The organism is Pacificibacter marinus, assembly GCF_018860505.1.
GTDB classification, from domain to species: domain Bacteria; phylum Pseudomonadota; class Alphaproteobacteria; order Rhodobacterales; family Rhodobacteraceae; genus Celeribacter; species Celeribacter marinus_B.
Genome location: NZ_JAHKPU010000049.1, coordinates 119,597 through 132,815 on the forward strand (window position 1 = coordinate 119,597; position 13,219 = coordinate 132,815).

Annotated in this window: 10 protein-coding genes; 4 read left to right on the plus strand and 6 right to left on the minus strand. The window is 54.6% G+C overall.

What is annotated here, in order from left to right:
• Window positions 1-89: 89 nt before the first annotated feature.
• The 4 genes from KO503_RS18055 (at window position 90) to KO503_RS17445 (ending at window position 6,002) form a co-directional block, all read left to right on the plus strand.
• Window positions 90-1,361 carry a TolC family protein gene (locus KO503_RS18055; protein WP_215992822.1) on the plus strand — a complete coding sequence of 424 codons (1,272 nt, stop codon included), beginning with the start codon at window positions 90-92 and terminating at the stop codon, window positions 1,359-1,361.
• 680 nt (window positions 1,362-2,041) lie between these two features.
• On the plus strand, window positions 2,042-4,192 hold the full coding sequence (locus tag KO503_RS17435) for an ATP-binding cassette domain-containing protein (protein ID WP_303506169.1): 2,151 nt from the start codon (window positions 2,042-2,044) through the stop codon (window positions 4,190-4,192).
• Window positions 4,192-5,361, plus strand: a complete 1,170-nt coding sequence (locus KO503_RS17440) for an HlyD family type I secretion periplasmic adaptor subunit (protein ID WP_215992823.1) — start codon at window positions 4,192-4,194, stop codon at window positions 5,359-5,361. The genes KO503_RS17435 and KO503_RS17440 overlap by 1 nt, the downstream gene beginning before the upstream one ends.
• 20 nt (window positions 5,362-5,381) lie before the next feature.
• Entirely contained in the window at window positions 5,382-6,002 is a 621-nt protein-coding gene (locus KO503_RS17445) for an NUDIX hydrolase (protein ID WP_215992824.1), read from the plus strand.
• A 3-nt stretch (window positions 6,003-6,005) separates the two neighbouring features.
• On the opposite strand, the gene KO503_RS17860 is transcribed toward KO503_RS17445, so the two are convergent.
• The 6 genes from KO503_RS17860 to KO503_RS17475 form a co-directional block, all read right to left on the minus strand.
• The gene (locus KO503_RS17860; protein ID WP_252731163.1) at window positions 6,006-8,108 is read right to left on the minus strand and encodes a 3'-5' exonuclease; all 2,103 of its coding nucleotides are present in this window, start codon (window positions 8,106-8,108) and stop codon (window positions 6,006-6,008) included.
• On the minus strand, window positions 8,098-8,496 hold the full coding sequence (locus KO503_RS17455; RefSeq protein ID WP_215992825.1) for a response regulator: 399 nt from the start codon (window positions 8,494-8,496) through the stop codon (window positions 8,098-8,100). Before KO503_RS17455 ends, KO503_RS17860 begins: the two co-directional genes overlap by 11 nt.
• A 37-nt stretch (window positions 8,497-8,533) precedes the next feature.
• Window positions 8,534-9,055: a hypothetical protein gene (locus KO503_RS17460; RefSeq protein ID WP_215992826.1), complete on the minus strand. Its 522-nt coding sequence runs from the start codon at window positions 9,053-9,055 to the stop codon at window positions 8,534-8,536.
• Window positions 9,056-9,068: 13 nt separating this feature from the next.
• Entirely contained in the window at window positions 9,069-10,889 is a 1,821-nt protein-coding gene (locus KO503_RS17465; protein ID WP_215992827.1) for a DUF294 nucleotidyltransferase-like domain-containing protein, read from the minus strand.
• A 104-nt stretch (window positions 10,890-10,993) separates the two neighbouring features.
• Window positions 10,994-12,718: a sodium:solute symporter family protein gene (locus KO503_RS17470; protein WP_215992828.1), complete on the minus strand. Its 1,725-nt coding sequence runs from the start codon at window positions 12,716-12,718 to the stop codon at window positions 10,994-10,996.
• Between the two features lie 3 nt (window positions 12,719-12,721).
• A complete protein-coding gene (locus tag KO503_RS17475) occupies window positions 12,722-12,979 on the minus strand; it encodes a DUF4212 domain-containing protein (RefSeq protein ID WP_215945191.1) in 258 nt (85 codons plus the stop codon).
• Window positions 12,980-13,219: the final 240 nt, after the last annotated feature.

A 13,219-nucleotide genomic window follows, 5' to 3' on the forward strand; every position in this document is an offset into this window, starting at 1 on the left:
GGTAGAGAGTGAAAAGAGCAGGGTTAATAAGTTGCATTCTGATTGGAGCCGCCACATTTTTGGGCGGCTGCAGTGAAGGTGCGTCTGGTGTGTCAAAACTTTCAAATGTAAAACCTGTCGCTTTCGTTAAGGGTTTAGCCGGTGGTCATGCGCGCGCTGAGGTTGACCCAAATGAGCCAAGTCTCAGCACGGCAAGCCGTGACGCTTCATCAGAAATCATCGACGGTTTGCTGGCACGCCATTCTGTGCTATCTGCCTCTTCTCCATACGCGCCGGTTGCCAAAACGATGTTGGAGACCTCGTCTGGTTTGGCCCAAGCGGAACTGCGTGCCTCTAAAATGCGCTCCATTGCGCGTGATAAAAACTGGCTTCCCACAATTGGTCCGTCGATCACACTGAGCGCCCTTGGCGACTTGGCTGCGGGTCTCATTGTGGATCAGGTGCTCTATGACAACGGCAAGCGCAAAGCTGAACGGGCGTTTGCGGCTGCCGATGTCGAAGTGTCTGCGGTGGCTCTGTCTCAAGACATGAATGATCGTCTGCACGCGGGCCTGACGTTGTACATCACTGCAGCTGAGGCGCACGAAAAAGCAGGCATGGCCGAACGTGGCTTGGGGCGGATGCAAGAATTCAATCGCGTGGTGTCTGTGCGTGTGACGGGTGGGCTGTCCAGTCTATCAGATCAACGGGTCATCCGTGCCAAACTTGCCGATATGGATCAAGAAGCCTCAACCCATCGCGAAGCGGAACGCGCTGCCTTGTCAGAGTTTAGTGCGATGACAGGGGGGCGTTATGCGACACCGCTGACACAAGCCTATGCTATATCTGTACCATCTACATCTTTGGTGCCGCTTGACGTTCTGCGCGCCGAAGCTGAGGCTAAACGGTCTGTTGCCGAAGCCAAAGCGGCGCGCGCGGGTCTGTTGCCCAGTTTAAGCGCTGGTGGCATTTTGGGGCAAAAGGACAGTGCTGAGATCACCTTTGGGGGCACAGCGAACCTTGGTGTTGGCACGGGTGCTGAAATCGAAGCGCTTAAAGCAGAAGAACGCGCTGCCGCAGCTCGTGTTGCTTTGGCCAAAGAAACCGCGGCCCGAAAATCTGCACGTTTGCAAAACGAATTGAAAGCTTTGCTGCGCCAAGAGCGTGACACAGCAGATTTGGTTCAACAAAATCGTACCAATTTCAGATTGTTCCAAGAGCAGTTTGAAGGCGGGCAAAAAACAGTCATGGATGTGGTCGCAGTGTACGAACAAATGGTGCAAAGCGAATTGAAACACATCGATTTAAAATACGAAATCAGTTTTACGCAGCTTGAAATGGCTCGTCTTGCTGGTGCTTTGGCAGATGGAGCGGACATTTGAGCCTTTTGCCAAAACTCACCTTCACCTCGACAGCGCCTGAGACGCCGAAAAACGTTTCAAACGAGGCCAAGCCGCCGCGTGGTAAAAAGATTGGTCCGTTGACCGTGCATTTTGGTGGTATGGCCAAACCAAAATCTGCTCCGAAAGGGACAGAGGCATTAACGCCAGCACCGCGCCCTCAGCCCAAGCCACGCGCAAAGGTTACTTTGCCGGATGCTGTCGTTAAATCTGCGCTCAAACCCTCAAAGCCTGAGGTGAAGGCCGATGCACCTGCTGCGGTCGAGCCAGCCAAAAGCGTTGAGCCAGAAGATCCCAAAGCGGCTTTGAAAAAAGCAGCAGCAGAGGCCGTACGCCGCCGTGTTGGCGATGCTGCAAATCCGGCTGTGGTCTCAAAAGCTGACACACCCAAAAAGGTGCTGGCAGAAAACGACAAAATCATCGCGACGCCAGCCGCAGCGCCGCAGGACGGCAGTGTTGCTCAGAACAAGTCAGATAACAATATTGTTTCGGGTATCACAAAGCCTGAACCGCAAAAGTCTGAACCGCAAAAAACAGATCGCGCTGTCACCACAGCTGTTTCGACATCTGACGTGAAGCTCCCGCAGCCTGAGACTAAGACTGCCGAACCAAAAACAAAGACTGCCGAGCCCCAAACGGCTGCGCTTCCTGTGCGCGCGCAAGTGGGCAAAGCCCCCATCAAAAAACGCTCTGTTGTGACCAAACATGTGCACCGTGCCGAACTTGTTGCGACCTATGCGTCGAAACTTGGTGTGACGGCGATGGTGTCGGACATTTTGGAAGCCTTTTCTGGCCAGCCAGACGAAGACGTCAGCGTCGATGCCATGGTCAAAGGGCTTGAGGTCTGTGGCCTCAACGCCGATGTCACCGTGTTGGCCAGCATCACGCCGAAAGCATGGCCGGCATTGGCGAAAATGACCTCTGGTCATGTGATCCTTGTGCTGTCACAAAAAGGCGATGTGATTACGATTTTCGATCGCAGCGCCCCTGATCAAACTGCCGAAGTGCCGATGTACGAATTCGCGCCCTTCTTTTCTGGTACTGTTGTGCGGGCGGGAAAATCACTTGCGACATTGACCAAATCCTACGCCCCTGCCGCGATGGCAGAGCATTGGTTTTGGGGCCAATTCGGCGCATTCCGGAAGCAAATCGGTGAAATCGCGCTGGGATCTTTGGTGGCCAATCTTTTGGCCGTCGCCGTGGCGCTGTTTTCACTGCAAGTCTATGACCGTGTGATCCCGCACAAGTCACAGTCCACTTTGTGGGTTTTGGCATTGGGCGCTGTTTTGGCCGTAGGCTTGGAGGCCGCGATCAAGTTGGCGCGGTCGCGCCTTATGGATGGTGCTGGGCGTCAAATCGAGATGCGTGTGCAATCAATGTTGATGGAACGCTTGCTTGGAATGCGATCTGATGCGCGGCCATCTTCGCCATCTGGCTTGTTCTCGGCTATGCGTGAATTTTCGTCTGTGCGGGAATTTTTCACAGCCTCCACTATTGGCACAGTGGCCGATATTCCGTTTATCTTTTTGTTCTTCGCGTTGGTTGCCACGATTGCGGGACCCGTTGTTTGGGTCTTAATGCTGGGGGCCTTCATCATGGTTGTGCCCGGATATTTCTTTCAAAAGAAAATGATGCGTTTGACGGTCGAATCCCAAGGGGCCTCTGCCAAAGCATCGCGCCTCTTGCATGAGGCTGTGTTCGAACTCGACACGATCAAAACCCAACGCGGCGAAGACCGTGTTCGCCGCATTTGGGACGAGCTGAACGTGTTGGGCGCTGCCAAATCGTCGGAGCAACGCAAACTTGCGGGCTTCTTGACGTTTTGGAGCCAAGGCATCCAGCAGGTCACCTATTTGTCTGCTGTGGTTTTGGGGACTTATTTGGTTTTTGCTGGCGAGTTCACAGTTGGCACAATCATCGCCACAGGGATTTTGACTTCGCGCACTTTGGCGCCTTTGACGCAACTGTCGGGTACGATGGCGCGCTGGAGTAATGTGAAAACCGCGCTTGAGGGCTTGAACGCCATTGCCCTTGCGCCGCAAGATGCAGGCGAAGATCGCAATTTCTTGCGCAGAGAAGATATCGAGGGCGAATTTGCCTTGCGCGAATTGCAGTTCCGTTACGATGACGAGGGTGCGCCGACACTGGATATTTCGGCGCTCGATATCAAAGCTGGCCAAAAGATCGCGGTGCTTGGCGCCAATGGATCGGGCAAATCATCGATGTTGAAAGTGCTCGCAGGGCTATACGCACCGACGCGTGGTCGTGTGCTGCTGGATGGCGCAGAGATGAGCCAGATCGACCCGCGCGATATTCGTCGCAACGTTGGTTACTTGGGGCAAGATGTGCGTCTGTTTGCCGGATCTTTGCGTGACAACTTGAATTTGGGCGGGTTGGAACGTGACGATGATCGCTTGCTCGATGCCTTGGATTTCTCTGGGCTTGGTCCTTTCGTGCGCGGGCATCATCGTGGCCTTGATTTGGAAATTCGTGATGGCGGCGAAGGCCTGTCCGTTGGGCAACGCCAATCGATTGGCTGGGCGCGTTTGTGGTTACAAGACCCGCGCGTGTGCTTGCTGGATGAACCTACCGCCTCGCTTGACCAGTCCTTGGAAACAGGGCTGGTGGGACGTCTCGGGCCATGGCTGGAAGGACGCACGGCTTTGATAGCAACGCACCGGATGCCCATCGTTGGGCTTGCCGATCGCACTATGGTTCTGAAAGATGGCCGTTTGGTTGTCGATGGGCCGCGCGATCAAGTGCTGGCGCATTTGTCGAAATCCAACAGCGGACCCAACGGCGGGCAAGGCTAATGTCCAAACTTGAAAATCTGCTCGACAAAGACATGGACCGGCCCGGCTGGATCATTCGTATCGTCGCCTTGGTGATCGTTGTGTTTATCGTCTGGGCCTCGTTTGCGTCAGTCGATGAAATCGTGCGTGCGGACGGCGAAATGATTTCGTCCTCACGCCCGCAGATTATCCAAAACCTTGAGGGCGGTATTTTGTCGTCGTTACGGGTGTCTGAGGGGGACGTGGTTGAGCAGGGCGATATTTTGGCAACGCTCAGCGGTACGGAATTTCGGACATCAGCCGAAGACTTGCAAGAAAAATTGGACGCTTTGGAAGTGCGTAAACTGCGCTTAGAGGCTGAGCTGGATGATAAGGACTCCTTTGACGTGCCCGAGGCCTTGGCCGCGCGTGCCGCAGACGTTATTGCCTCAGAACGCGCGCTTTTAAAGGCGCGGACCTCTGATTATTTGGCGCGCTCAGAAGGTGCGCTTAATGTGCTCAAACAGGTCGAAGCCGAACGCTCATTGATGGAAGACATGCTCACCCGCAATGTGGTGGCACTGATCGAAGTGACGCGCACGCGCAAAGCCCATTTGGATGCACAGCTGAAATACAACGAGATTGTCACCCAAGCGAACCTGTCCGAGGCAGAAGAGTTTTCTGAAACGCTGCAAGAAATTGCATCGGTGAAACAGGCGCTGACCTTGGCCGAAGATCAGCTGGATCGCACCGTCATCACATCGCCGATGCGTGGCATTGTGAACAATCTAAGCCTGACCACAATCGGCGGCGTTGTGCGCCCAGGTGAAGAAATCGTGCAGATCATCCCTGTGGACGAGGAACTGTTCGTTGAGGCACGTGTGCGCCCCGAAGACATCGCGCATGTCGAGCCCGGGCAGGCGGCAACGATCAAGCTGACGGCATACGACTATACGATTTTTGGCACACTATCTGGGCAGGTTAAGGTCTTATCAGCTGATACGTTCCAAGATGAACGCGACCCCAATGCGCTGCCCTATTACCGTGTGACTGTGTCTGTGGACCTTGACAGTTTGACAGAACGCCAAAGCCAGATCGAAATCCGCCCCGGCATGCGCGCGCAGGCTGAGTTGCACACAGGATCTAAAACATTTTTGCGCTACCTGCTTAAACCTTTGTATAAATCACGCGAAGCCTTTCGCGAGCCCTAAATGCGGTTTAGGTTGAACCTATGACGCACTCTGTTTCAGATATCCCACCCCCCATTCACGACGCGGCGACTGTTATTTTGCTGCGTAAGTGCGACGATGAAACTCGTGTTCTTATGGGGCAACGCGGCAAATCTGCTGTGTTCATGCCCGGAAAATTTGTGTTCCCGGGGGGGCGCGTTGATCCGCAAGATTATGATGCCCCAGACCCTAACTTGATCAACCCCGTTTGCCGCGCACGTCTTGCGATTGAGGCAACACCTGAATTGGCCGCGGCGCTTTTGGTTGCAGCGCGCCGCGAGTTGCTTGAGGAAACAGGATTAAGCCTCAATCCCGCGGCTGACATGCGATTCATTTTTCGCGCGATCACACCTCCCGAGCGACCTCGGCGTTTTGATGCGCGTTTTTTGACCTGCGATGCCAGTGATGTGCTGGATGATCTGGATGATTTTTCACGTGCCGAAGACGAGCTTGCGCATTTGCAATGGGTGAGTGTGGCCGAAGCCCTGAGGCTTGATCTGCCGTTCGTGACGCGGATCGTCTTGGCCGAGGTCAATGCGCTTATCGACCTTTCTGGTCCGCCTGATGTGGTGCCGTTTTACGATCATCGTGACGCCATTGGGCGAATGACGTCACTTGAGTAGTGGTCACTTGGGTAGAGGGGCCGTGTTGAGGTCTTGCAGCAAGCGTTTGTGACGTTTCATTTCGGTTAAAAGCGCCTCAAATGTGGTGAGCCCTTTGGCCTCTGCCATCGAGAGCATTTTCAAAAACACTTTGGCCGTTGCAAGTGTATCGCCTAAGGCCGTATGGCGTTGCTCTGGCGGAATGATAACATTCAAACGCTGACAAATGTCATCTAGCGAATGCGACGCACTTTGCCCAAAGACGACAGCGGACAGCAGCACGGTGTCGATCACGGGGTGGTCAAACGGTGCGCCTATCCTGTCCGCGTGCCGGTGCAAAAACGCCATATCAAACGGTGCGTTATGCGCCACCAAAACAGACCCACGCGCGAAACTGTGCAGCGCACGTCCCGCAAGACCAATCTTGGGCTGACCTTGGATCATGTCATTTGTGATGTGGTGGATCTTAGTCGCCGCCACCGGAATGGTGCGTTCAGGATCAACAAGGGTATTGAGCTGCTCGTCCGGCACAATTTGTCCGTTGACGATACGCGTGGCCGCGATCTGGCAAATTTCGTCGCCATCATCGGGCAAAAGCCCCGTCGTCTCAGTGTCAAACACCACATAGGTGAGATGTTTTAAGGGCGTCGTTGCGGCGTTGTCTGCCGTTTTTTGGGTCAATAGATCGAAGTCGTAGGCAAGACCACCGCTCGAACCGGTTTTCACCGAGGCCTGCGGGATTGGCAGTTTCAGAACCCGACGCGATCCAATTCCGAACTCTGGCCAAAGGTCGGTGTTCATGTCGTTTAGGTAGGCACGTCCAGTGATGTCTGGATCGAGCATCTTTGTCGGCTGGCATAGCCATGTTTCGAGTCGATCAAAGTACAGAATCTCACCCATCCAACCCAAAGCAATGATCACGCCTGTGTCCTCGGTACTGATCAGCAAGGATAGTGCTTTTGCACCGTCACGCGATAATTGCAGCGCAAGATAGCTTATGAGCGCGATCAGTTTGTCGGGATCAACATGGAAAAACAGCGGCGTGCTTTCGCTCGCGATGATGGTGATCCCGTTGTCTTTAAGCCGTGCTGTGATGGCGTTGCAGATGTCTTGCCCCGTGACCTTCATTAAGGCTGCCGTTTCACAGTCATCGCCCAAGTCGCGATACTGTTTCAACAGCGTGGAGGCGTCAAGTGCTGCTTGTGCCAACGCGTCATCACATGCACGGTCTAGGGCGCGGCTTTCGGCGGTGTCCCCAAGATATTGGCGGGCCATTTGAGCGGTTTGAAGCGTCGCCCCCATCTGGGCAAATTGATGAACAGCAAGCGCCCCCAGATCAAGGCGGGCTTGTTGCAGGTGATGGTCTTGGGCCAGATCGTCTAGCGTCAAGACATAGGCTGGCAGCGCGTCTATATCGTTTGGCGCATGAACCAAGCGCAAGCGTGCGGATAGAAACTCGGTGCCGTTCGACAGTGAGACAGTGGTTGAAATCACATGCCCAATCCCGCCGTCCCCTGCACATAATCGCGCATAGGCCGATAAGATCGCAGTCCTGTCTATGGTATCAAACAGGCTGTGCCCTAGTCCAAGAGTGTGATCTGCGCTGCACATGGCACGTGCGGCACCATTATAAAATACGACGCGGTGCATGCCCGATACCAGCAAGACCCCAAAGGGAATTTCAGCGGCCAAGGCCCCCAGTTTTTCGGTGGTCTCGATCAACTGTGTAGTTTCAAGCGCTACGGTTTGCGCCAAGGCTTCGCGAGTGCGTGTCAGCTCGTCGCTGGCTGTTTGTGCGGCAAGACCAAGATCGCCCAGATAGCGCGCGCCAGTTTTGGCGGGCATGTCGTCTTGCTCTGTATGGGTCGCGGCCAGCAACGCGCCTGATAATGCGCCGATGGGCTTGGCGATATGTTCATCAAACAGAATCCAAATCCAAGCCGAGACGCCGAGTATCCCAAAGCCCGCGATGATGCCAGCAAAGACAAAGCCATCCAACGCCTCAGGGTCGCCCAGTTTTTTATACCCAAGCGCAAGGCCCAAACAGATTGCGGCCACAGCACTGCTTGCCAAAAAGGCAAAGAACAAAAACATGCGCAGGCGCAAGGACCAGTGCTCAAGCCTCATCGGTGTCCCCTGTGTTAAACTGAGTTGTCAGGTCGATGATGTCTTGTGGGTTGAGTGGCGGAGACAGCACTGCGCTTGCCCCCAAAGCGGCCAACTTGCGTTGAAAAACAGCGCGCGTATCTGCTGTGATCATGACCACGGGCAACTCGGCAGTGGCCTCATCGGCACGCAGGCGTTGGCAGACTTCCAGCCCGGACATCTCGTCGGCAAGTTCCGGATCGAGCAGCACCAGATTGGGCTGCAAGGATTTGATATGCGCGAGTGCTTGAGTGCCTGATGAGACGCATGTCACGCGGTGCCCTTCATGGGTCAAAATCAACTCGATCGCGATGCTCTGCGCGGTGTTTGAGCCTGCGATGAGAATGTCGATAGCGCCGTGCATGTGCATTGCCTAGATCACCTTGGTCTGTCTTATGGGGCGACGATTAACTTGACCGTAACCTGTCACAGGCTGCGCGCAAGACCGGATCGCTTGCGCCGACGGCCAGCCAGTCTGCAGATTGCAAGGTGGTCGCGATATCTTCGCCGCGTCCCCCGAACAAATCTGCGCGTCTGTTCAATAGGCAATCAAAGGCGGCGGGCACCACAGCCCCGCTTTGCCACCGCGACAACAGATACATATCGACGACCACCGTCCCATCCATATCCACCGCATTCGCACCGTTTAAGGCAATCAAACGGGTGGTGACAGGGGCAATGAATGTCCAAGGGCGCCAGATTTGTTTTTGCGTCACTTCGGTGGCGACAATCGCCTCTGGGCCGAGCGCCTCCATAGATCGCGCACTCCAAGAATATTCGCTCCAGACTGCAAATGCGAACATGGCCAGACCTGCGGCAGCAGGCATGGCCCAACGGGGCAGTGTGCCGCGTGTTAGCTTTTGAATCAGTAAAATAATCCCAGCAGCACCTGCGCCGAGTGACAAAGTGGCGATGAATTCTAACAGCATGTGAGGCCTTTGTTTAAGATCGTGCGCCCTGTGCGCTGAGTGAGGATTGCATAGTGCGTACGATAACGAAAGCATCGCGCAGGTGCGAGCGTTCAAAGGCGGGAATAGACGAGGGGCTGAGATAGTTGTCTGGGGCCGTTTGAGTGCGCACTTGCGCGGCTTGGTGTGCCAACCGCGCCGTTGCTATGGTGTCATAGGCCGCCATGAGATCGTCGCCGCCAGATTTGGAAATGATACCAGCCTCAATTGCCTCATCGATGCGCGCGCGGGTGTTCACCGCCAGCAAACCGCCTTGTAATGCATAAACGCGTCCCAGATCGACAACGGGCACAACGCCTGCGTGCTTCATGTCGATATGGTTGCGATGTTCGCCGGATTTGATCGTTGCAAGACCGCGCAACAATCCCAAAGGCGGCGCGTGAGTGAGCGAATTTGCAATCATATGCGCGACAAAGATTGAATTGTCGCGGGCTGCCTCAAGCGCCTTTGCATGCAAGGGTAAAAACAGGTCTTCGTCGCCTGCGATGACGCGCAGGTCAAACATTACAGAGGCCAACATCTGCGCCTCACTATCTGGGCTGGTGATCCAGCCCGCAAAATAAGATTCCCACACATCAAGCTTTTGACGCCACCGTGCGTTCATTGCCATCATATCGCCCGGACAATAGACATAGCCGCAGGCATCTAAGCCGTCGCAGACGAACTTTGCCATGGTTTGAAAATAGGCCATGTCTTGATCCGTGGCCGCGGAGTCGATGATCAAACAGTTGTCCTGATCCGATACGCCTGTTTGTTCACGCCGTCCTTGGCTGCCGCAAGCCGCCCAAGCAAAACCAACCGGTGCAGGTCCGTTTTCCTGTTGGTACATTGCGACCAATTTACGGGTGACTATGTCGGCGATATCAGTGATTTTACGGGTGACCACATCATGCGCCAAATGCGCGCCCACCAATTGCATCAAAAACTCTGGCAGGCGTGCCGTGACACGCGCCATCTCTTCGATCGTATTGGCGTGGGACAGATCAAACAGCATCTGGGTTTGCGAGGATCCAAAGAACCCTGTGATATCGGTCTGGGTGACCATGCCCACCAACTGCCCTGCATCGATGATAGGCAGGTGGCCAATCTTGGCCTCCAACATCGTGTGAATAACATCGCTGCCAAGCGCGTTTGACGGCAGGCTGATGGGGTTTTCGGTCATGATCGTAGAGACTGTATCATCGCTGCTGCGCCCTGTGGCCAGAACCTTGTTGGTCATGTCGCGCAGTGTGACCAACCCCTTTAGCGCGCCTTCAGAAGTCACCGCGACGGAGGATACTTTATTGTCCCGCATCAAAAGAGCGCAATCTTTGATTGATAAGGATGGCGGGCAGGTGATGGGGCTTGGGGCCATCAAATCAGACACGTGCTGGGTCATCAAACTTGGTGCTGCCGCCGTGCGAATCTGTCCGCGATTGAAATAGCGCGCGAATTCAGGGTTGCGGGCAATCTCGGCTTGGAACACATCCCGCGAGAGCACCAGCAGCACGGCATCACTGACGGCGACGGCGGTCGTCGCGGCACGCCCTGTGCGCAAAAGTCCGCGTTCGCCAAAATGGTTTTGACGCTGCAAGACAGACACCTGCGCGCCGTTGATATCGGTGATTTCCACTGTGCCTGATTTTATTAGGTACAGCCCATCAAGCCAGTCATCATGAGTGTAAATCGTCTGACCCGCTTGAAAGGTCTTGCGAGAAAACTGTCCAGCAAGGTCTTGCAGACGCTCGAGCGGTAAAACGTCATAAGGATGAGCCGTCTGCAAAAACGCGATTACATTTTGCGCAGCTTTATCCATTGCGTTTCGTCCTTCATAAAATTGGGTGAGGCGCATGCGATCGTTAAAAAGCATGCGCCTCGAGAGGAAGGTTGGGCCTGTGTGGGTCAGGCCCAACCTTATTCTTAATGGTCTACAGCTTGGCCCGCACCGCGTGGGATGCGAATGCTTTCGACCAATTCTTGGATCTCCGCAGGAGGCTCATCCGTTGCACGAGACACGGCGAAGGCCACGATAAAGTTGATCATCGCACCGACTGCGCCAAAGGATGTCGATTTGATCGACAGCAAAAGCGGCTCTGCATCCGTGAACGCATTTGTCCCCGGAACAAAGAACCAACCTTTGTGCAAGAAGATGTAGATCAACGTCACGATCAAACCTGCAAGCATACCGGCCACGGCACCCTTGTTGTTGATGCGCTTTGAGAAAATCCCCATCATCAAGGCAGGGAAAATTGACGAGGCAGCCAAACCAAAGGCCAAAGCCACTGTTTGTGCAGCAAAGCCAGGAGGGTTCAGACCAAGATAGGTCGCAACCACGATGGCAACCCCCATCGAAATCCGCGCCGCTAACAGCTCGTTTTTCTCTGAAATGCCGGGGTTGATTTGCGCCTTGATCAAGTCATGCGCCACAGCCGATGAAATCGCCATCAACAGGCCCGCCGCGGTGGACAAAGCCGCCGCCAAACCACCAGCGGCCACCAATGCGATAACCCAACCTGGAAGGTCGGCGATTTCAGGGTTCGCCAGCGTGATGATGTCACGGTTTACAGTCAGCTCGTTGGCGTCGCCGTTGACGTATTGGATGTTGCCGTCGCCGTTTTTGTCGTCAAACGTAAGCAATCCGGTTTTTTCCCAGTTCACCATCCAGTCAGGACGCTCATCATACGCCACAGGCGTAGAGGCCACGCCGTCAGGGTAAACGGTGTTGATCAGGTTCACCCGCGCCATCGCACCAACCGCAGGAGCTGTGAGATACAGCAATGCAATGAAGACCAATGCCCACCCCGCAGAAGAGCGCGCATCCGCAACTGTTGGCACCGTAAAGAAGCGCACGATCACATGGGGCAGACCCGCTGTGCCGATCATCAACGACACAGTGAACAAGAACAGGTTCAATGTTGTGTCATGCTGTTCGGTGTAGGATTTGAAGCCAAGATCAGCCAATAAGCCTTCGAGTGTTTCTAGCAAAGGCTGGCCTGTCGCAGTCGCGTCTGAGAACAGACCTAAAGCAGGGACCGGATTGCCTGTGAGATGCAGTGAGATAAAGATCGCAGGGATCGTGTAGGCAATGATCAAGACAACATATTGCGCCACTTGGGTATAGGTGATGCCCTTCATGCCGCCCAAAACAGAGTACATGAAAACGATCGCTGCGCCGATGAGCAGACCTGTGGAATTGGACACTTCCAAAAAGCGGGAAAAGGCGACGCCGACACCGGTCATTTGCCCGATCACGTAAGTCACAGAGGCCGTAATCAAACAGATCACCGCAACGATGCGGGCTGTTGGGCTATAAAAACGATCGCCGATAAATTCAGGTACGGTGAACTTGCCAAACTTGCGCAAGTAAGGCGCAAGCAACATAGCCAGCAAAACATATCCGCCAGTCCAGCCCATTAAATAAGCAGAGGTGTCATAACCGCCGAAAGAAATGATGCCGGCCATTGAAATGAATGACGCCGCCGACATCCAATCAGCGCCTGTGGCCATGCCGTTGAGCACAGGGTGCACACCGCGCCCCGCCGCGTAGAATTCCGCAGTTGACCCCGCACGGGCCCAAAGTGCGATACCGATATAAAGCGCAAAAGTCGCGCCAACAAAGAGCAGGTTAAGTGTAAACTGATCCATATCCTATTCCTCTACGCCGTGTTCGCGATCAAGCTTGTTCATGCGCCAAGCGTAAGCAAAAATCAGCACGAGAAACACAAGGATCGAGCCTTGTTGTGCAAACCAAAATCCAAGATCCGTGCCGCCAATTTTGATGCCTGCCAAAGCTGGGCGCAGCAAAATGCCGAACCCGAATGAACAGACAAACCAGATGACAAGGCTGACGCCAATAATCCGTAGGTTTGCCGACCAATATGCGTTGTTTTCTGAATTCTCCGCCATTGCGGGTCCTCCCCTTTATGTCCCTGATCTCGTTGCGGCTTGATGTTGCTTGCGAGATCGATTTTACGAAACCCGCATCATGCGTGCTCCGCCTCCCAAACTGTTTGACGCATCAGCGCCAAACAGCCCATTTGTGCCGCCCGCAACTGCAGGCGGCGTGTACGCTATGCGTCTGCCGTGGCTTGCACGTTATAAATCGATCCATCGATCAAATCTTGCACGACTGCGGGTTCGGCTAGA